Source organism: Nocardia arthritidis NBRC 100137 (assembly GCF_001612765.1).
Lineage (GTDB): Bacteria > Actinomycetota > Actinomycetes > Mycobacteriales > Mycobacteriaceae > Nocardia > Nocardia arthritidis.
Genome location: NZ_BDBB01000016.1, coordinates 108,710 through 128,190, shown reverse-complemented (window position 1 = coordinate 128,190; position 19,481 = coordinate 108,710). Strand labels below are relative to the sequence as shown.

Here is a 19,481-nt window from a genome sequence, read left to right as displayed (position 1 = left end):
GCCGGTTGGTGCCGAGTCTAGCCTTGGCGCACGCCGCCCACCTTGTGACAGCAACGACAAGGCTTCCCCGGTTGACCGCGCCAGACTACGTCGCGAGCCGCACCACCCGGCCGCCGGCCCCGGTCAGAACAGCTTGATCGGGTTGACGATGTCGGCGGCCAGGGTGAGCAGCATGTAAGCGCCGCCGATCACCACGACGACGTACGTCGCGGGCAGCAACTTCAGGTAGTTCACCGGCGCACCGGGCGCCAGCCCCTTCCAGCCGCGGATGGTGTTGCGGATCTTCTCGTAGATCACCACCGCGATATGGCCGCCGTCCAGCGGCAGCAGCGGCAGCAAATTGAAGATGCCGAGGAAGAAGTTCAGGCTGGCCAGCACCAGGATGAACATGTTCCACAGGCCGCGTTCCGCGGTCTCGCCACCGATCTTGCTGGCGCCGTACACGCTGACGGGGGTTTCCGGATCCCGTTCACCGCCGGTGACCGCGTCCCACAGCGAGGACACCTTCGCGGGCATCTCGGTCAGCGAGTCCACCGTGCGCACGAACATGTCCCCGGTGAACGTGGCCGCGGCGGGAACCGCGCCCAGCACGTCGTATTGCACGGGTTCGTAGCGTTCCGGCGCCACCCCGATGGCTCCGACTTCGCGGCCCGTGCCACCGCCCTCGGGGTAGCGGATGACCCGCTCCGGGGTGACGGCAATGCTGAGGATGCGGCCGTCTCGCTCGACGAGGTAGGTGAACGGGCCGGTCTGCTTCTGCGTCTCGGCCTGGAACTGACGCCAGGTGTCCACCTTGACGCCGTTCACCTCTTTGACGATGTCGCCGCGCTGCAATCCGGCGCGCTGCGCGGGGCCGGTGCCGGTGCACGGTTCGCTCGAGCCGTCCGGCCTGCCCTGCGGTACGCAGCTCATCTCGCCCAGCGCGGTGGCCGGAGGCTCCTTCAGGTTCGGCAACCCCCAGCCGATGGCGAGCACCACGATCAGGATGAAGCCGAGGACGAAGTTCATCGCGATGCCGCCGGACATCACGACCAGCCGCTTCCAGGTGGCCTGGCGGTACATGGCGCGGTCGAGTTCTTCCGGGCGCAGTTCGTCGAGCGCCGTCATTCCCGCGATGTCGCAGAAACCGCCGAGCGGAAGCGCCTTGAGGCCGTACTCGGTCTCACCGCGGCGGAACGAGAAGATCTTCGGTCCGAATCCGATGAAATACCGCCGTACCTTCATGCCGGTCGCCTGAGCGGTCCACATGTGCCCACATTCGTGCAGCGCGATCGACACGGTGATGCCCAGCGCGAACAGCACGAACCCCAACGCGAACACCATTTGCTCTACAGCCCTCCTGCGTATGCGCAGCTCGAATATCCCGCACGCACGCGTCCGCTCCTGGCCGCGAGCACTCTGATCACCCTAACCGGACAAAGTCGTGTCCTGTGTGTTCAGTGTGCCAGGACGCCGTCGCTTCGCGCGTCCGATCCGGCGCGCGACGGTGTCAGCCGCGCACCCGGACGGCGGCGAACTCCCGCGCCCAGGTGTCCGCGGCGAGCACCTCGTCGAGCGAATCCGGCTCGGCACGCCACTGCTCGGCGGCCTCCACCGCGGCGGCCACCGTGCCGACGATCTGCGGGAAGCGGATGGCGCCGTCCAGGAAGGCCTGCACCGCGACCTCGTTGGCGGCGTTGTAGACCGCGGTGACGCTGCCTCCCGCCTGCCCGGCCGCACGGGCCAGCTCGACCGCGGGGAAGACACCGTTGTCGACCGGTTCGAACGTCCACGTGGAGGCGGTGCCGAAATCGCAGGCGGTGGCCGCGCCCGGCACCCGGTCCGGCCAGCCGAGCGCCAGCGCGATGGGCAACTTCATGTCCGGCGGACTGGCCTGGGCGAGCGTGGAGCCGTCGGTGAAGGTGACCATCGAGTGCACGATCGACTGGGGGTGCACGGTGACGTCGATGCGGTCGTACGGAATCCCGAACAGCAGGTGGGTCTCGATCAGCTCGAGCCCCTTGTTCACCAGCGAGGCCGAGTTCAGAGTGTTCATCAAGCCCATCGACCAGGTGGGATGAGCCTTGGCCTCGGCCGGCCCGACCGACTCGAGCATGTCGGCGGTCCAGCCGCGGAACGGGCCGCCGGACGCGGTCAGCACCAGCCGGTCGACCTCGTCGGCCCGGCCGCCGCGCAGGCATTGCGCCAGCGCGGAATGTTCCGAGTCCACCGGGACGATCTGCCCGGGTGCGGCGGCGCGTGTGACCAGGGAACCGCCGGCCACCAGGGATTCCTTGTTGGCCAGGGCGAGGCGGGTGCCCGACTGGAGGGCGGCCAGCGTCGGTTCCAGTCCGAGCGAACCGACCAGGGCGTTGAGCACGACGTCCGCCTCCGTGCGGCGCACCAGCTCGGTCACCGCCCCCGGGCCGCCCAGCGGCAGGTCCAGCCGCTGGGCCGCGGCCGGATCGGCGACGGCGACATTGCGCGTGCCCGTCGCGGCCATCTGGGCGGCGAGCAGGTCGGTGTTGCCGCCGCGCGCGGCGAGCCCGACCACCTCGAAGCGGTCGGGATTGGCCGCGATCACCTCGAGCGCTTGGGTGCCAATGGATCCGGTGCTGCCCAGGAGCAGGACTCTCACGATGTCGGACACGACTTCATTGTGTCCTACCACCGGAACGCGTTCGACGGGGCGCGGGCCGACTTACAACGACGCGCCGTCGTATGTCACGATATGCGGCAGCAGCTCATCGAGTGCGTACCGGAATCGCGGTACAAGGAACAGCTAAGGAGCGATCGTGGCCGCCACGGAACTCGAACACGCCGACACCGAGCGCGTCGTCACTCGCGTGGACCCCGCCGAAGTTCCCTCCGCCGCCTGGGGTTGGAGCGGCGAGTCGCGTCGCACCTTCCGGATCGCGGGCTGGATCGTCGCGCTGATCCTGCTGGCCATGCTGGTCGGCAACCACAGCGGCAAGATCGAGGACATCTTCCTGGTCGGCTTCGCCGTCCTGATCGCGGGCATCCTCATCCGCGACTCGCTGCTGCAGCGCAAGCCGCGCTAGTTCTTCATCCGGAAAGTCTTCTCGCACAACTTCATTCGTCCTGTACCGCGCGCCTTCAGCCGGTACTGTGTGCGGCCGAGGTCCGCGTCCCAGCCGGGTCGCGGACCTCTGTTCTCTGTCCGCACAACCCTTAGGACGCAATGATCAAGACCTGTTCGGCCGCCCTGCTCGCCGCGAGCGCGTTCGGTTCGCTGCTGTTGCTGCCCGCCGCGCCCGCGCACGCCCAGTCACCGGCGTGCGGCGCCGCCATCGACGCGATCAACGCCGCCATCGACGAGTCGGGCGGGAATCTGGACCCGACCGTGCAGCAGTCGCTGGCCACCAAGCTCTCGGCCATCGAGGCCGAAGGCGCGGAGAAGGCCGCCATCGCCGCCTACGCCCACGCCCTCACCGATGACAAGGTCGCGAACATGGACGCCGCGACCGACGAACTGAACCGGGTTTGCAAGGGCTGATCGCCGGGCGGCGCGGACCGGCCGGGGTTCGCGCCGCTACCCCTCGAGCACGAATCGGCTAGCGCCCGCGGCGCCGCGCCGGTTTCTTCCCGGCAGGAGCCGGACGACCGCCCGTCTTCTTGGCCGGGGCCTTCTTTCGTGGCTCGTTCTGGTCGGCGCGGGCGGCGGCTCTCGAGCTTCGCTCTGAGCGGCCGCGCACGACGCCGATGAAATCCTCGACCGGATCGGTGGTGCGATCGGCGGGCCAGGCCAGCGCGATCTCCGTATCCGGGACGTCGAGCATCGTGCGATAGACGAGGTCGCGGCGATGGTGCAGGCGCGCCAGCGAGTGCGGCACGACGGCCGCGCCCCCGGCCGCGGCGACGAGTTCCAGCGCGCCACCGACCGCGTCGAGGTCCGAGGTGTCCTGCACCTGCTCGTCGGCCAAGTCGTCCATGCGTACCTCGTCGAACACCGAGAGCGGGTGTTCCTTCTGCACCACGACGACGGGAACCTCCCGATAGAGGGGGATCGCGCTCATGCCTTCGCGATCGATCGGCAGCCGGACGAAGCACATGTCGACACGCCGCTCCCGCAAGGCCGTCTCCTGTTGCGCCTGCGCCAGCGCGATCACCTCGAGCGGGGTGCCGGGGAAGCGCTCGGCCCAGATCCGGGTCCATTTGGACACCGTGACCCCCGGCACGAAACCCACCCGCAGGGCGGCCGGAGCCTCCGGCTGTCGCGCCGCGGACTCGGTCCGGCCGATGATCTCGCGGGCCTGGTCCAGCAACTCCCGTCCGTCGTCGGTGAGCCGGGTCGGTTGCACGCCGGGCACGAAAAGCTTTGTACCGAGTTCGTTTTCCAAGTCGATGACGGTATGGCTCAACTTCTGACGCGAGATGTGCAGCGATTTCGCCGCGCGCGCGAAATGCAACTCCTGCGCGACCGCGACGAACCAGCGCAGGCGCACGACATCGATCGACTCCAACCGGCTCATTCGTGGAAGCGTATGCCACCGGGCGAGGTGGGCCGCCCGCGCCGCCGGATAGACGGCTGGGGCCGGCTCATGCCCCGCGTACGCGGCGGCGCCCCGTCGAGCGGGCGCCCCACCTCCGCGTAGGCGAGGCGGGGCTGCGGACGAATCCGTCCGGCGGCGCCCGTTAGGCTGTTCCAGTGAGCCCGGACAAGAAACCGCAGACGATGAAGCCGTTGACGGCGGCGAACAAACTCGGCATCTACCTTCCGGCCGCGCCCGAGGAGTTCCGCAACGCGCCGATCTCTCGCGCTCAGCTGGACGCGCTGCGCAACGATCCCCCCGAGTGGCTCACCGAATTGCGCCGCACCGGCCCGTTTCCCCGCGATGTGGTGGCCCGCAAGCTCGGCGTCTCCAACACCGGCTTGACCCGCGCCGAGGTCTCCGACCACCTCACCGCCGACGAGATCGACGCCCTGCTCGCCGACCCGCCGGAATGGCTCGTGCGCGAGCGTGACAACTACGCCGCGGTCCGCGCGGAGGATGCCCGTATCAAGGCGAAAGAGGCCGAACGCCGCGCCGCCACCAACCGCCCGGCGAAGAACCGCGGCTAGCGGGTCATCCGACGCCGATCGTCGAGGCAAGGCTGTGGGCGGCTTCGGCCGACGCGGCCGCCCACACGGTCACATCGGCCGGCGCGCCCCCTGACGTTCCGGCGTCTCAGTTCTCCGCGGCCAGCTGCCCGCAGGCGGCGGCGATTTCCTGCCCGCGGGTGTCGCGGACCGTGCAGGGCACGCCCTGAGCGTTGACGCGGCGGACGAACTCCTGCTCGACCGGCTTGGGGCTGGCGTCCCATTTGGAGCCGGGGGTGGGGTTGAGCGGAATGACGTTGACGTGCACGCGGGAGCCGAGCGCCTTGTGCAGCTTCTCGCCCAGCATGTCCGCGCGCCACGGGTGGTCGTTGATATCGCGGATGAGCGCGTACTCGACCGAGACGCGGCGGCCGGTCTTGTCCGCGTAGTAGCGGGCCGCGTCGAGCACCTCGGCGACCGGCCAGCGATTATTGACCGGGACGAGGGTGTCGCGCAGTTCGTCGTCGGGCGTGTGCAGAGAGACCGCGAGCGTGACCGACAATCCCTCGTCGGCCAGCTTGCGGATGGCCGGAGCGAGCCCGACGGTCGAGACCACGACGTTGCGCTGGGAGATGCCCAGGCCGTCCGGCGCGGGCGAGGTGATCCGGCGGACCGCCGCGACCACCCGCTTGTAATTGGCCAGCGGCTCGCCCATGCCCATGAAGACGATGTTGGACAGCCTGCCGGGCCCACCCGCCACTTCGCCGTCCCGCAGCGCCGCGGCCGCGGCCCGCACCTGGTCGACGATCTCGGCGGTGGACAGGTTGCGGTTGAGCCCGCCCTGGCCGGTGGCACAGAACGGGCACGCCATGCCGCAACCGGCCTGGCTGGAGATGCACAAGGTCGCGCGGTCCGGGTAGCGCATCAGGACGCTTTCCAGCAGCGTCCCGTCGCCCGCGCGCCACAATGTCTTGCGGGTCTCTCCCTCGTCGCACGCCACGTGCTTGACCACGCTCAACAACTGCGGGAACAGCGCCTCGCCGATCTTCTCCCGCACCGCGGCGGGCAGATCGGTCATCCGCGCCGGATCGGCCTGCAATCGCGCGTAGTACTGGCGCGCGATCTGATCGGCGCGGAATTTCGGCAGGCCCAGTTCCTCGACGGCCGCGCGCCTGCCCTCGGCATCGAGGTCGGCGAGATGCCGAGGCGGCATGCCACGGCGCGGAGCATCGAAAACCAGGGGCAGGGAGACGGTCATAGTTGCTCCATTCTCCCATCCGGCGGAACTACCCGGGCACCCGACCACAGTCGGGCGGCCCGACATGCCCGGTTGGTCGCCGGGAAATGCCTGCGGCCGCGATAGCTGTCGGCCATGATCGAGATATGTCCACGCACCCCGAATACCCGACGGAGCCGGATCCGGACCTGTCGCAGCGCCGATACACGACGCCGCCGGGCGCCCCGCCTGTCGCCCCTGTCAACAAATCGCTGTCCTCACGCACCGGTTACGCCTGGAGCGGGCTCGTCACCGGCGTCTTGATCCTGGTCTTGTTGCTGATCTTCATCCTGCAGAACTTGGAGCAGATCCAGGTGCACTTCTTCTTCTGGGACTTCTCGCTGCCGCTCGGGGTCACCGTGCTGCTGTCGGTGATCGGCGGCGCACTCATCATGGCCTCGGTGGGCGGCGTTCGCATCCTGCAACTGCGCAAGGCTGCCAAGCAGGGCTGACGCGGCCGATCACAGCAGCGTCGACAGCACCAACCAGGAGACGAACGCCGAAGGAAGCATGGAGTCGAGGCGGTCCATGATGCCCCCGTGACCCGGCAGCAAGGTGCCCATGTCCTTGATGCCGAGTTCGCGCTTGATCTGCGATTCGATCAGATCGCCGCAGGTGGCCACCAGCACCAGACCGACGCCGAGCACGACGCCGATCATCGAGTTGGCCTCCAGCAGCAGCGTCACCGTGAGCAGACCGCCGATCACGCTGAACACCAGCGAACCGGCGAAACCCTCCCACGACTTCTTCGGGCTGATCGAGGGCACCATCGGATGCTTGCCGAACAGCACGCCCGCCACGTACCCACCGACATCGGAGCAGACCACCAGGATCATGAAGGTCAGCACGCGCAGGTTGCCGTCCGGTTCGAGCAGCAGCAGCGTGGCGAACGAGGCCAGCAAGGGGATCCAGGCCAGCGTGAACACCGTGATGGCCGTGTCGCGCAAGAAGTTTCGCGGCGCGGTCCGCAAGCCGTGATCGAACAGCCGCCACACCATGCAGATCAGCGTGGTGGCGGCGAACGCGCCCGCGACGCCGCTGGCCCCGTACGGCCAGCCCAGCCAGAACACCGCCTGGCCGCCGGTGATCAGCGGAACCCGCGGGACGAGCACGTCGGCTTCGCGCAGCCGCTTGGCCACCTCCCAGGTGGCCACGCCGACCCCGGCCGCTGCGACGCCGATGAACACTTTCGGCACGAACAGCAGGATCGCGATCAGCGAAAGCCCCAGACCGAAGCCGACGGTCAGCGCGGCGGGCAGATTCCGGCCCGCGCGCGAACCACTCGACGCGGGAGCGGGTTCGGATGCCGCGGGGCTGCGTAACGGTTCATGACCGGACGCACCAGCGTCGTGCGGGTGCTGTCGCATCGCATCGGCTGTCCCGTTCACCGGCGGCTCCTCTGCCGCACCGGTCGCGGCGGCGTTCTCGGCCACGATTGTCCCGTCGCTCAACTCGTCGTTCCGTTCGTCCCCCGCCCGGGCGGGCCTTGGCGCTGTTCCGCCGGCGTTCGCGGTGATCTGGCCTCCTCCGGACCCGTCCCGCCTGCCGACCGATCCGCGTCAGACCTCGAGCAGTTCGGCTTCCTTGTGCTTGACCAATTCGTCGACCTGGCCGACATACTTGGCGGTGGTCTTGTCGAGTTCCTTCTCGGCACGCCCGACCTCGTCCTCGCCCGCCTCGCCATCCTTCTGGATACGAGACAGTTCGTCCATCGCCTTGCGACGGACATTGCGGATGGCGACCTTGGCGTCCTCGCCCTTGCCCCTCGCCTGCTTGGCGAGTTCACGGCGGCGCTCCTCGGTCAGCTGCGGCACCGAGATCCGGATGATGTCGCCGTTGTTGGTGGGGTTGACCCCCAGGTCCGAGTTGCGGATCGCCGTCTCGATCGCGCCGAGCTGACCTGCCTCGTAAGGTTTGATCACGACCATGCGCGGCTCCGGCACCGTGATGCTGGACATCTGGGTGATCGGGGTCGGCGATCCGTAGTAGTCGACCACGACCCGGGAGAACATGCCCGGATTCGCCCGCCCGGTACGAATGGTTCCGAGATCGTCCTTCGCTACCGAGACGGCCTTTTCCATCTTCTCCTCGGCGTCGAAGAGCGCTTCTTCAATCACGACCGTTTCCTCCACAGCGTCGTCATGTCATGATCCGCGGTCCGCGGGTATCAGGACCGAACCAGTGTGCCGATCTTCTCACCGGCGACCGCGCGGGCGATATTGCCCTTGGTCAACAAATTGAACACCAGAATCGGCATCTGGTTGTCCATGCACAAGCTGAAGGCGGTCGCGTCCGCGACCTTGAGGTCGCGCTCGATGACCTCTTTGTGAGTGATCTCGGAGTACATGGTCGCGGTCTCGTCGACGCGCGGGTCGGCGGTGAACACCCCGTCGACCGCCTTGGCCATCAACACCACGTCCGCGCCGATCTCCAGTGCGCGCTGCGCGGCGGTGGTGTCGGTGGAGAAGTACGGCATGCCCATCCCCGCGCCGAAGATGACCACGCGGCCCTTCTCCAGGTGCCGCTTGGCGCGCAACGGGAGGTAGGGCTCGGCGACCTGGCCCATGGTGATCGCCGTCTGCACCCGGGTGTCCACGCCCTGCTGCTGCAGGAAGTCTTGCAGGGCAAGGCTGTTCATCACCGTGCCGAGCATGCCCATGTAGTCGGAGCGCGCGCGTTCCATGCCGCGCTCCTCGAGTTCGGCGCCGCGGAAGAAGTTCCCGCCGCCGATCACCACGGCCACCTGGACGCCGGTGGCGACCACCTCGGCGATCTGCTCGGCGACCGTCTGCACGACGTCCGGGTCCAGCCCGACCTTCCCGCCGCCGAACATCTCCCCGCCGAGTTTCAGGAGTACCCGGCGATATCCTGGGCGATCGGTCCCCGGGTCCGTCATGGGTCTCCAGTCTCCTTCGGCGAGGGATTGTCGTTCTTGGGGCGATTCGTTGCGCGCGGCAAGCGCCTGTGACGTAGAGCAAGGCAGAGCGGCATCCATCCTGCCTTATTCGGTTGGAGCGGCAGCAGAAGGCCCCCCGTCAACCGGCGTTCGTTCGGTCGGCGGGGGGCCTGCACGCTGAGGGTGCGGCGAGAGTCAGTTCGCGCCGACCTCGAAGCGGGCGAAGCGGGTGACGGTGACACCGGCCTCGTCCAGCAACGCCTTGACGGTCTTCTTCGAATCGGTGACCGACGGCTGCTCCAGCAGCACGACGTCCTTGAAGAAGCCGTTGACCCGGCCCTCGGTGATCTTCGGCAGCGCGGCCTCGGGCTTGCCCTCCTCGCGAGCGGTCTGCTCGGCGATGCGGCGCTCGTTCTCCACGATGTCGGCCGGAACCTCGTCGCGGGTCACGTACTTGGCCTTGAGCGCGGCGACCTGCATGGCGGCGGAGCGGGCGGCCTCGGCCGCGGCGTCACCTTCGCCGGTGTACTCGACCAGCACGCCGACGGCGGGCGGCAGGTCGGAGGCACGCTTGTGCAGGTAGGTGGCGACCGGGCCGTCCAGCGAGATGACACGGCGCAGCTCGAGCTTCTCGCCGATCTTCGCGGCCAGCGCCTGCACCGCCTCGTCGACGGTCTTGCCGCCCAGGTCCAGCGCCTTCAGCGTCTCCAGGTCGCCGGGCTTGGCGGCCGCCGCCGCGGCGACGACCTGCTCGGCCAGCTGCTGGAACTCCGCGTTCTTCGCGACGAAGTCGGTCTCGGAGTTGATCTCGACCATGACGCCGTCCTTGGCGGCGACCAGGCCTTCGGCGGTAGTCCGCTCGGCACGCTTGCCGACGTCCTTCGCGCCCTTGATGCGCAGCAGCTCGACGGCCTTGTCGAAATCACCGTCGGTCTCGGCCAGCGCGTTCTTGCAGTCCATCATGCCGGAGCCGGTCAGCTCCCGGAGCCGCTTCACATCGGCAGCGGTGTAGTTCGCCATTCTCGGCGAGCCTCCTTTGGAGAAGTGTGAGTGTTGGCAGCGGCGATCACGATGGCACTCGCTCGTGATCGCCGCCGAAACTGTGCGTTACGACGAGCCTCAGGCCTCGGCCGAGGTCTCGGCGGCCTCGGCGCCGGGGGCGGCCTGCGCGAGCAGCTCCTGCTCCCACTCGGCCAGCGGCTCGCCCGCACCCGCCTCCGGCTTCTCGTCGCCCGAGGACGCGCCTGCGCGCGCCTGCACACCCTCGGCCACCGCGGAGGCGACGACCTTGGTCAGCAGAGCGGCGGAGCGGATCGCGTCGTCGTTACCCGGGATCGGGTAGTCGACCAGGTCGGGGTCGCAGTTGGTGTCCAGGATCGCGATGACCGGGATGTTCAGCTTGCGCGCCTCGCCGACGGCGATGTGCTCCTTGTTGGTGTCGACGACCCAGATGGCCGAGGGCACCTTCTGCATGTCGCGGATACCGCCGAGGGTGCGCTCCAGCTTGTTCATCTCACGCGTCAGCATGAGGATTTCCTTCTTGGTGCGACCCTCGAAACCACCGGTCTGCTCCATGGCCTCGAGCTCCTTGAGGCGCTGCAGGCGCTTGTGCACGGTGGAGAAGTTGGTGAGCATGCCGCCCAGCCAGCGCTGGTTGACGTAGGGCATCCCGACGCGAGTCGCCTCGGCCGCGATCGACTCCTGGGCCTGCTTCTTCGTGCCGACGAAGAGGACGGTGCCACCGTGGGCGACGGTCTCCTTGACGAACTCGTAGGCCTTGTCGATGTAGGTCAGCGTCTGCTGCAGGTCGATGATGTAGATGCCGTTGCGGTCGGTGAAGATGAACCGCTTCATCTTCGGGTTCCAGCGCCGGGTCTGGTGTCCGAAGTGCGCGCCGCTGTCGAGCAGCTGCTTCATAGTTACGACAGCCATAGCTCCCGTATCTCTCTTTCATTTGCCGGTTGACGCAGCGAATCGGCGATTCACTGCCCTGGCGCCGCCGAATCGTCGGACCCGACCGCGAGGGTTGGGACCAGCCGGCGATTCCCTGTTCCGAACACGCTGCCGCGAACTCACATATGTCGAGTTCGATCCGAACAGCGCCGCTATGAACAGGCACGGGTGGCGCGCGAAGTCGGTCCATGCAGGCACAGACCGCTCGATCAGTTTACGGCCTCGTGGCACCCAGACCTAAATCGGTTCGATCCGGAGCCTTGACCAGCCGGAACGCCAGCTTTCCACAAGCGAGCGCGTTATCCACATTCCACGGATCGAGCCCTGGGAGGCGCCGCAACCACGGAAGGCTGGAGCCATGAAACCGTTCTCCACCGCGACCACCTTCCTCGTCCCCCTGTTCTTCGTGCTCGGCGTCGTCGCCGCTGCGCCGGTCGGGGCCGAGACTCCTGCCGCTGAACCCGTGCGCGGGGCGTGTACGGGGTCCGTTTGCCTGCCGTCTCTGTCCGACCTGCTGCGGCGCGCGCCACTGTCGTTCCGGCAATCCGGGTTCGGCGCGGGCGGGGACGAGCAACTCGAGACGACTTCCGCCTCAGGTGGCGACCTGTGCGCACCGCCCGCACCCCTCTGCGGGGCGTGACCGGTCCTTCCGCCCCGGCACGAATGACCAGTTCGAATGGCATGGGGCCTGCTCGGTGTCTTTCTTCGGCCTTGGCTCTCGGCATCACCGCGCTCGTCGCGACGGCGCCGACCGCGACAGCCGGGCCCGAAGGTCGGTTCGGCTGGCCGCTGCAACCACGCCCGGCGGTCGAACGGCACTTCGACAAACCCGCGCACAACTGGCTACCGGGCCATCGCGGGGTGGATCTGGCAGGCATCGGGGGTCAGGCCGTGCTCGCCGCGGGAGAAGGGATCGTCGTGTTCGCCGGAACCGTGGCAGACAAGCCGGTCGTGTCCATCCATCACCCCGGCGGCCTGCGCACGACTTACGAGCCCGTCCGCGCCGAGGTTCCCGTGGGCAGGCGGGTCGGCCGCGGCACCCGGATCGGGACGCTCGAGTCCGGGCATCCGGGATGTGTGACGGCATGTCTGCACTGGGGAGCCCGCGCCGAGGGCGGCCGACGCCACACGCGCGAGTATCTGGACCCCCTCGGGCTCCTCCACCTCACTCCCCTGCGACTCAAACCGGTGCGCCCGGGGCTCAGCACGCGATGATCCGCCGCATCGTCACGCGTCGGGTCGCGTCTTCGGAGAAGCCCGATTCGATCGGGACCGGCGTGTCGGCTGTCCGAGGTGGCGAGACCGGGCGCGGTGAGGCCAAGATCAGGGCATGGCGGATGGGCTCGGTCGGTCGTCGTTCACATATTCCCCAGTCGGGGCGACCCGAGGTGTGCTGCCGGAGGGATATCACGGGTTACGGCTGCGGCGGCGCATCGGCCGGGGGCGCGCGCTGTTCGAGCAGGCGGGGGCGGAGATCTCTGCCTACCGGGTGCAGAAGGGCACCGGAATCTTTCGATCCGCCGACACCCCGACGGCCGAACCCGGTACCTCCATCACTGTGCGGCTCGGGGTGGGTCCATTCGGAATCACCGCGCCGTGCCGCGTGGTGTACGTACTCGACGAGCCGGACCGGCGGGGGTTCGCGTACGGGACCTTGCCCGGACATCCGGCGTCCGGCGAAGAACTGTTCGCCGTCGAGTACGACCCCGCCGATGACGCGGTGTACGGACTGATCGTCGCGTTCTCCCGTCCCGCGACCTGGTACACCAGGCTCGGCGGCCCCGTCGTGCGGCTGATCCAGCGCTTCGTCGCGGGCCGGTACCTCGCGACGTTGCCGACGTCGGTCTGACCCGGGCACCCGGCGCGGGCCGGAGGCTACGGGGTGACGATCGCGAAATCGGGATCGGGAGCGTCGAAGATGCCGACCAGTTCGGCCAGCTTGGTGACATCTCCCTCGATGACGATGTCGCCCGCGGCCGCCGCGACGCCGAAGTCGTCACCGGCCAGCAACACTCGGATCAGGGTGGACTTGGCCAGGGTGAACGTGGCGTCCGGTTCCGGCAAGCTCATGCCGGGCGCGACGTCGAAGTGGGTGAGGCGGCCGTTGCGCAATTCGAGCCGGTGGGTGCGGTCCTGGTCGGTGAGTATCCAGTCCGTCACGAGCCGATGGTTCCACGCCTTGGGCCCGTCGACGCGCAGGGCCAAGGCGTCGAAGATCTGGTCGATGCTCAGTGCGGCCAGCATGGTCGGCGATTCGCTCTTGGTGGGCGTGCCGAACGAGCCGTAGCGCAGCTCGTAGGCTCCGCTGAGATAGAAGTTGCGCCAGGTCGCGTTCTCCGCCCCGTAGCCCAGTTGTTCGAACGTCGTGGCCTGCAACTGCTTCGCGTCGTCGTTGTCCGGTTCGGCGAAGATGACGTAGTTGAGCACCTGGGCCACCCAGCGGTAGTCCCCGGCGTCGTAGGAAGCCCGGGCCTTGCGCAGCACTTCGTCCGCGCCGCCCATGAATTCCACGTGCCGCCGCGCCGATTCGACCGGCGGATGCTCCCAGAGATGTGCGGGGTTGCCGTCGAACCAGCCCATATAGCGCTGGTAGACGGCCTTCACGTTGTGACTGACCGAACCGTAGTATCCGCGCGTGTGCCAGGCCTGCTCGATGGCCGGCGGAAGAGTGACCAGTTCGGCGATCTCCGCGCCCACGTAACCCTGATTCAGCAGGCGGACGGTCTGGTCGTGCAGGTACCCGTACAGGTCGCGTTGCAGCGAGAGGAATTCCACCAAGCGCGCGGTGCCCCAGGTCGGCCAATGGTGCGAGGCGAAGACGACGTCGCAATCGCGGGCGAACAGGTTGATCGCCTCGGTCAGATATCTCGCCCAGACATGAGCGTCGCGTACCAGCGCGCCGCGCAACGTAAGAACGTTGTGCAGCGTGTGGGTCGCGTTCTCCGCCATGCAGAGGGCGCGGCGGTCGGGGAAGTGGAAGTTCATCTCCGCGGGCGCTTCGGTGCCCGGGGTGAGCTGGAAGACCATCCGTATGCCGTCGATCGTCTCCTCTTGACCGGTAGCCGTGATGTCGACCGTCGGCGGGATCAGCGTGACCGTGCCGACAGACGTGGTCTGACCGAGCCCGGAGCCCACCGCGCCCAGCGGTCCGCGCGGCAACACGGCCCCGTACATGTACCCGGCACGGCGCGCCATCGCCGTACCCGCGTAGATGTTCTCGGCCACCGCGTGTTCCAGGAAACCGGCCGGCGCCAGCACCGGACAGCGCCCTTCATCGACCGCCGCCGCGGTGGTGACCCCGCATGCCCCGCCGAAGTGGTCGATGTGCGAATGCGTATAGACCAGGCCGGTCACCGGCCGGTCGCCCCGATGGGCGCGGTAGAGCGCGAGACCGGCCGCCGCGGTCTCGGCGGAGATCAGCGGATCGATCACGAGGACGCCGGTTTCGCCTTCGACCAGCGTCATATTGGAGATGTCGAAACCGCGGATCTGATAGATGCCCTCGCACACCTCGAACAACCCTTGCCGCATCGCGAGGCCCGACTGCCGCCACAGACTGGGATGCACCGAGGCCGGGCAGAGTTCCTGCAGGAACGAATAGGAGTCGTTGTCCCACACGACGGTTCCGTCCTCGGAGGTGACCAAGCCGGGCTCCAGCGCGGCGATGAAACCGCGCTCGGAGTCGGCCAGATCGGCCGTGTCGGCGAAGGGCAGTGCGGCGGTCGCGCGCTCGTGCTCCGCGACGATGAAGCCGCTCGGCTCGCTCGCTGTGCTCATTGTCGTCCTCCTGTCGTCTCGGCCAACCTTGCTGGGCCGCCGGCCCTTCAGGGCAGCGGTTCGAGAGAACCGGCCGCCGCGGCGGCCAGCGCGACCACGACCACCGCCATCGCCGTCCCGGCGATGACGCGCCCGCCATCGGCGTATTGGCCTCGGCGAAGCCCGCGGTTGCGCAGGTAGCAGGCCCCGGCCAGCGCCGCCATCGCAATCGCGGCGCCGATGGGCGCGACCGCGGCCGCGCGCCACTCGCTGCCCAGCGCCTGATGCACGAGCAGCGTGCCGACGACCATCGCCGACACGGCGGTGCGCCGCCACGCCAATGCGGTGCGTTCGGCGGACAGATGCGGCGCGCTCATCGCAGCAGCACCGCCACACCCGCCAGCACCGAGACGATCGCGATGCCCGCCGACAGGATCGGCACCAGCGCCGTCTCCGGCAGCGGATCGCCGCGCCGCATGGCCACGCCGATGCGCCGCCAGTGCGCGTACGCGCCGACCGCGACGACCGTCGCCAAGACCAGGCAGCTCAACGCGATGGCGCGCCGCAGTCCCGCGATCCGGAACGACTGGACCAGTGTGTGCACCGCGACGCCACCGGCCAGCAGCCCCAGCGCGGTCCGCATCCAGGCCAGGAAGGTGCGCTCGTTCGCGAGCGTGAAGCGGTAGTCGAGTTCCTCTTCGCCCTCTTCCGATTCGGCATCCGGATTCGGCAGCGTCACGCCGCCTCGGTTCGGATCGAGCGCCCTGTAGCATCCGCCCACGTGCGGGTCGCGTGGCCGGCACGCAAGTGCCGCGAGAAGTGGTGTCTCCTGGCGCAAAGGGTTCTTCCGACGCGCAGCTTCGCGCCGGACCGCACGGTAGTCACACCGAACCACGCTAGTGGGAGGAGTGGAAACCGGCGGCTGGTCCGCACCGGCCGTGGGAAAGCGATCGGTGACGGGACGCGCGCCGGAGCGTTCGTCCTGGCGTGCGCGCCAACCCTCACATCGCTCGGAGGACCGGCGGCAACTCCAAGGGCTCCCCTACCTGGCCGCAACCATGTTTGCCAGACGCATACGGCCTGGCGAACGGCTCCCGCAAGTCGCCGTGACTCGCATGATCGCCGCAGTTCACACCCGAATTCAGGCGCGCAGATCCGGTTGGTGACGACCACGGGCACACTCCATAGCCGAGAGCAATGGCAAATTATCAGCTACGTCAGCGTAACCGGCGCCATGGGGACCGTCCACGCTCCCGGCCCGCCCGTGACCGGGTGGTTACCCAGCGGCGTCAGACCGCGATCGCGTCTTCGAACGTCATGGCCAGTCGCGAGACGGACGAGGACATCACCGCGCGCTTCGGCAGGCCGAGCGACCGGAGTTCCGCCGCGATCTCATGGTCTCCGAGGGTCAGCTGGGCTCCGCCGAAACGCGCTCGCATGCCCGAAGGCCGCATCTCCCAGCGCGTGCATCGGGTGACGCCATCGATGTGCGAATAGGCGTCGAACGAGGACCCGGTGGCGCGGTTCGGAGTCGCGAACCCGGGCCGTATCGTGAGATCCGCGATGAGCTGCCCGTTCTGGCACAGCGCGCCGGTACGCGTCCAGCCACCGTGGTCAACGGTGAATTCGGCGAGTTCTTTCGGAAATCCCCAGATACCGCGTCCTGCGGCGAGGGTGAAATCACCGTCGACCGGCAGCCGGTGGATCAATACGCCGGCCTGCCCAGACGCCAGCGCCCGCAGATCCCCGAATCCCGAGCTCGCGCCCGCGGTGTGGTGGCGCACCATGAACGAGACGCCGAACTCGTTGTAGGGGCCCAGATCGCCGTCGACGTAGTCGACGAAGACCAGCGTGCACATCGCCCGTCCGCCCGGCAACCGGAGCAGCCGCAGGCCGGAGTAGTCGATGAGGCGCTGCGCCGGCTCGGCGGGCACCAGGTAGGTCGCCATGAACGCGCGCGCGAGCCGGATGCGGACCGGCATTCGCACCTCTCGGCCGAGAACGGTGTGCGTACTCACGCAGACGCCTTTCTGCACAACTGCGGCGGACTGCGCCGCGTGGCCACGCGCCTGCCGCGAGACGGTCTATAGAACGAGTATCATTTTGTTCGCACAATACCGTCGATCCGCACGCATTATATCAAAAATAACCCGTTCCAGTCTTGTCCAGGTCACTCGCCCGATACCCCCGTTCGGGGCGACCCTGGAGATTCCGACATCGCACGCAGGCGCGCCTGCAAACCATCCAGGACGCAGAGCAAGCCGAAGTCGAAGGCCATGGCCCGCCCCGCCTCCTGATCAGCTGGCACGGTCGCCCGGTAGTCCGCGAGCATCTCGGGATAGTCGCTCCCCACCTCGTCCATCACGCGCAGGATGCCATCGATGTCGGTCTCGACCCCCTTCGACGCCTTCTCCCACGCGATCTCGGGAATCACCTGACCGAGGACGAAGCACATGACCGTTCCGCTGGCCAGGTAGATGTCCACACCCTCGAACCCGGCCCGGACGAAGGCGCGGCGCAACCGATCACTCAGCCGCAGCGAGTTGGGACCGATACTGGGCAGCTGCCCGACCAGCGAGACGCTCCACGGATGCTCCCGAACGGACGCGCGCAAGCTGTAGGCGAAAGTGGTCAGCACTTCGCGCCAGGACGCCGCCTGTTCGGGCTCGGGGATCTGCACCACCCCCCAGAACTGGTCGAGCACCAACTCCAGCAATTCCTCCTTGTTGGAGACGTGCCAGTAGAGACTGGTCGCGCCCGCGCCCAGCTTCGCGCCGAGCTTGCGCATGCTCAGCGACTCCAGCCCTTCGGCGTCGAGGATCTCGACCGCGGCGGCGATGATCTGCTCCCGGTGCAACCCGGATGTCTTGGGCTGGCGGGGTTGCTTGGTCCATACCGAGGCGAACTGCTTGGTCACGACACGATCTTATAATCTCTCGCACAGTGTTCGAGTTTCTCGTACGCTGTGCGAGTGGAATCGAACATTGTACGAGACCCCCGCCGCTGGTGGGTCCTGGGGGTCCTCTGTCTGTCCTTGCTCGTGCTGATGCTCGACAGCACCGTGCTCAATCTCGCGATTCCGTCGCTGATCCGGGAGCTAGGCGCCACACCGTCGGACGTGCAGTGGATTCTGGATGCCTACGTGCTGGTCTTCGCCGGGCTCCTCCTCACCGCCGGAAGCCTGTCCGACCGGTTCGGCAGACGACGCGCGCTGATCACCGGGCTGGCCGTGTTCGGGGTGGCGTCGCTGGCCGCCGTGCTGGCGACCGAACCTTGGCAGGTCGTGGCCGCCCGCGTCGCGATGGGCGTCGGCGGGTCGCTGTTGATGCCGTCGACTTTGTCGATCCTCATGACCACCTTCGCCGAGGACGAACGGCGCACGGCGATGGCGGCCTGGTCGACGGTGTCCATGGTCGGCATCGTGGCCGGGCCCACGCTGGGCGGCTTCCTGCTCCAGCACTACTGGTGGGGGTCGGTGTTCCTGCTCAATATCCCGGTGGCGGCGCTGGCGATCATCGCGGCCGTCGTGCTGATGCCCGAAACCACCGGCGAACAACGGCCGGTCGACCTCGTCGGCGTTGTCCTGTCCGTCGTAGCGCTGAGCGCGACGGTCTACGTGGTCATCGAGCGGGAGTGGAACATCGGCGTGATCGTGCTGGCCGTCCTCGCGGCGACCGGCTTCGTCGTCTGGGAGAGCCGCTCAGCACATCCCATGCTGCCCTTGGCGGTGTTCCGCAGCCGGGACTTCACGGGCACCTCCCTCACTCTGCTGCTGATGGTCTTCGGCATGGGCGCTGTCATGCTCATGCTCACCCAGTACCTCCAGTTCGTGCTCGGCTACGGTCCGATGAAAGCCGGCCTGGCGCTGCTGCCGTACGCCGTGGCGGCGGCGGTCTGCAACGGCCTCGGCGCGACACTGGGCAAGACTCTGAGCAACAAGACGCTCATCGTGTCGGGACTGCTCGTCATGGGCGTGGCCTTCGGCATCCTCGCGGCCGGGAGCGGGTACCTGTGGGTTCTGGTCAGCATGCTGGTGATGGGCATCGGCGGCGGCCTGGCGGGTCCGGCCGCCTACGCGGCGATCATGAGCGCGATCCCGCTCCAGCACGCCGGTGTGGGCTCCGCGATGAACGACACGATCCAGCAGGTCGGCATGGCGATCAGCATCGCCGTCCTCGGTAGCGTGCTGGCCGGCGTGTTCACCTCGAACATGCCCGCCGACGTCCCCGACGCGGCGCGCGAATCCATCGGCGCCGCTTTCCAGCTGGGCTACATCGAGCCCGCCAAGGACGCCTTCACCGCCGCCATGTCCGCCGGGGCATGGATCAGCGCCGGATTCAGTGTCGCCGCCGCCCTCTTCGGCGCGGTCCTGCTGCGGGCGCGGCGGCCACAACCGGCCCAGCAGCCGGAAACCGCTCCGGTCGCGCACGGCTGATCATGTCCGCGACCCGCGCTGGACCGGTGAATAGTCCACCGGTCCAGCGCGGCGCCGACGGCTCGGAGGCCACGCACAATAACGACTTCGGTGTCTCGTCGGCTCCCCCGGTATGAATGATTCCGACCCCGGGGCTGATGGTCTC

General features: G+C 68.2%; 22 protein-coding genes. 8 read left to right on the top strand and 14 right to left on the bottom strand.

Annotated elements, in window-relative coordinates:
- Window positions 1-123 precede the first annotated feature (123 nt).
- Both NA8_RS13380 and dxr read right to left on the bottom strand, forming a co-directional pair.
- Window positions 124-1,323 (bottom strand): M50 family metallopeptidase, encoded by a 1,200-nt coding sequence (locus NA8_RS13380; protein WP_063050693.1) that lies wholly within the window; start codon window positions 1,321-1,323, stop codon window positions 124-126.
- A 166-nt stretch (window positions 1,324-1,489) separates the two neighbouring features.
- Window positions 1,490-2,629, bottom strand: a complete 1,140-nt coding sequence (gene dxr, locus NA8_RS13375) for a 1-deoxy-D-xylulose-5-phosphate reductoisomerase (RefSeq protein ID WP_063050692.1) — start codon at window positions 2,627-2,629, stop codon at window positions 1,490-1,492.
- Window positions 2,630-2,774: 145 nt separating this feature from the next.
- Between dxr and NA8_RS13370 the strand changes: the two genes are divergently transcribed.
- Window positions 2,775-3,041 (top strand): DUF2631 domain-containing protein, encoded by a 267-nt coding sequence (locus NA8_RS13370; protein ID WP_063019818.1) that lies wholly within the window; start codon window positions 2,775-2,777, stop codon window positions 3,039-3,041.
- A gap of 140 nt (window positions 3,042-3,181) precedes the next feature.
- A complete protein-coding gene (locus NA8_RS13365) occupies window positions 3,182-3,496 on the top strand; it encodes a hypothetical protein (RefSeq protein ID WP_063050691.1) in 315 nt (104 codons plus the stop codon).
- A 58-nt stretch (window positions 3,497-3,554) separates the two neighbouring features.
- On the opposite strand, the gene NA8_RS13360 is transcribed toward NA8_RS13365, so the two are convergent.
- Window positions 3,555-4,472, bottom strand: a complete 918-nt coding sequence (locus NA8_RS13360) for a LysR family transcriptional regulator (protein WP_063050690.1) — start codon at window positions 4,470-4,472, stop codon at window positions 3,555-3,557.
- Window positions 4,473-4,648: 176 nt separating this feature from the next.
- Between NA8_RS13360 and NA8_RS13355 the strand changes: the two genes are divergently transcribed.
- On the top strand, window positions 4,649-5,062 hold the full coding sequence (locus NA8_RS13355) for a DUF5997 family protein (protein WP_063050689.1): 414 nt from the start codon (window positions 4,649-4,651) through the stop codon (window positions 5,060-5,062).
- A 106-nt stretch (window positions 5,063-5,168) separates the two neighbouring features.
- Here the strand turns inward: NA8_RS13355 and rlmN are convergent, their stop codons facing one another.
- Window positions 5,169-6,278, bottom strand: coding sequence for a dual-specificity RNA methyltransferase RlmN (gene rlmN, locus NA8_RS13350; RefSeq protein WP_063050688.1), 1,110 nt, complete (start codon window positions 6,276-6,278; stop codon window positions 5,169-5,171).
- A 125-nt stretch (window positions 6,279-6,403) separates the two neighbouring features.
- Between rlmN and NA8_RS13345 the strand changes: the two genes are divergently transcribed.
- A complete protein-coding gene (locus NA8_RS13345; RefSeq protein WP_063050687.1) occupies window positions 6,404-6,748 on the top strand; it encodes a LapA family protein in 345 nt (114 codons plus the stop codon).
- 9 nt (window positions 6,749-6,757) lie between these two features.
- Here the strand turns inward: NA8_RS13345 and NA8_RS13340 are convergent, their stop codons facing one another.
- From NA8_RS13340 to rpsB, 5 genes are all read right to left on the bottom strand, one after another.
- Window positions 6,758-7,663 carry a phosphatidate cytidylyltransferase gene (locus NA8_RS13340; protein WP_063050764.1) on the bottom strand — a complete coding sequence of 302 codons (906 nt, stop codon included), beginning with the start codon at window positions 7,661-7,663 and terminating at the stop codon, window positions 6,758-6,760.
- 192 nt (window positions 7,664-7,855) lie between these two features.
- Window positions 7,856-8,413, bottom strand: coding sequence for a ribosome recycling factor (gene frr, locus NA8_RS13335; protein ID WP_040868343.1), 558 nt, complete (start codon window positions 8,411-8,413; stop codon window positions 7,856-7,858).
- A 50-nt stretch (window positions 8,414-8,463) separates the two neighbouring features.
- The gene (gene pyrH / locus NA8_RS13330) at window positions 8,464-9,192 is read right to left on the bottom strand and encodes a UMP kinase (protein WP_040780648.1); all 729 of its coding nucleotides are present in this window, start codon (window positions 9,190-9,192) and stop codon (window positions 8,464-8,466) included.
- Between the two features lie 195 nt (window positions 9,193-9,387).
- Window positions 9,388-10,212 (bottom strand): translation elongation factor Ts, encoded by an 825-nt coding sequence (tsf, locus tag NA8_RS13325; RefSeq protein ID WP_040868273.1) that lies wholly within the window; start codon window positions 10,210-10,212, stop codon window positions 9,388-9,390.
- Window positions 10,213-10,311: 99 nt separating this feature from the next.
- Window positions 10,312-11,124 carry a 30S ribosomal protein S2 gene (gene rpsB, locus NA8_RS13320; protein ID WP_062969814.1) on the bottom strand — a complete coding sequence of 271 codons (813 nt, stop codon included), beginning with the start codon at window positions 11,122-11,124 and terminating at the stop codon, window positions 10,312-10,314.
- A gap of 379 nt (window positions 11,125-11,503) precedes the next feature.
- Between rpsB and NA8_RS13315 the strand changes: the two genes are divergently transcribed.
- The 3 genes from NA8_RS13315 (at window position 11,504) to NA8_RS13305 (ending at window position 12,994) form a co-directional block, all read left to right on the top strand.
- Window positions 11,504-11,785 carry a hypothetical protein gene (locus tag NA8_RS13315; RefSeq protein WP_063050686.1) on the top strand — a complete coding sequence of 94 codons (282 nt, stop codon included), beginning with the start codon at window positions 11,504-11,506 and terminating at the stop codon, window positions 11,783-11,785.
- A gap of 23 nt (window positions 11,786-11,808) precedes the next feature.
- A complete protein-coding gene (locus NA8_RS13310; protein ID WP_084466756.1) occupies window positions 11,809-12,360 on the top strand; it encodes a M23 family metallopeptidase in 552 nt (183 codons plus the stop codon).
- Between the two features lie 115 nt (window positions 12,361-12,475).
- On the top strand, window positions 12,476-12,994 hold the full coding sequence (locus tag NA8_RS13305; RefSeq protein ID WP_063050685.1) for a DUF1990 domain-containing protein: 519 nt from the start codon (window positions 12,476-12,478) through the stop codon (window positions 12,992-12,994).
- A 26-nt stretch (window positions 12,995-13,020) separates the two neighbouring features.
- Here the strand turns inward: NA8_RS13305 and NA8_RS13300 are convergent, their stop codons facing one another.
- From NA8_RS13300 to NA8_RS13280, 5 genes are all read right to left on the bottom strand, one after another.
- On the bottom strand, window positions 13,021-14,922 hold the full coding sequence (locus NA8_RS13300) for an alkyl/aryl-sulfatase (RefSeq protein WP_063050684.1): 1,902 nt from the start codon (window positions 14,920-14,922) through the stop codon (window positions 13,021-13,023).
- Window positions 14,923-14,969: 47 nt separating this feature from the next.
- Window positions 14,970-15,278: a DUF202 domain-containing protein gene (locus tag NA8_RS13295; protein WP_063050683.1), complete on the bottom strand. Its 309-nt coding sequence runs from the start codon at window positions 15,276-15,278 to the stop codon at window positions 14,970-14,972.
- Window positions 15,275-15,640 (bottom strand): YidH family protein, encoded by a 366-nt coding sequence (locus NA8_RS13290; protein ID WP_063050682.1) that lies wholly within the window; start codon window positions 15,638-15,640, stop codon window positions 15,275-15,277. Before NA8_RS13290 ends, NA8_RS13295 begins: the two co-directional genes overlap by 4 nt.
- 550 nt (window positions 15,641-16,190) lie before the next feature.
- Window positions 16,191-16,919 (bottom strand): acetoacetate decarboxylase family protein, encoded by a 729-nt coding sequence (locus NA8_RS13285; protein ID WP_063050762.1) that lies wholly within the window; start codon window positions 16,917-16,919, stop codon window positions 16,191-16,193.
- Window positions 16,920-17,071: 152 nt separating this feature from the next.
- Window positions 17,072-17,818, bottom strand: a complete 747-nt coding sequence (locus NA8_RS13280; RefSeq protein WP_063050681.1) for a TetR/AcrR family transcriptional regulator — start codon at window positions 17,816-17,818, stop codon at window positions 17,072-17,074.
- A 54-nt stretch (window positions 17,819-17,872) separates the two neighbouring features.
- On the opposite strand from NA8_RS13280, the gene NA8_RS13275 reads away from it, so the two are divergent.
- On the top strand, window positions 17,873-19,336 hold the full coding sequence (locus NA8_RS13275) for an MFS transporter (protein ID WP_063050680.1): 1,464 nt from the start codon (window positions 17,873-17,875) through the stop codon (window positions 19,334-19,336).
- Window positions 19,337-19,481: the final 145 nt, after the last annotated feature.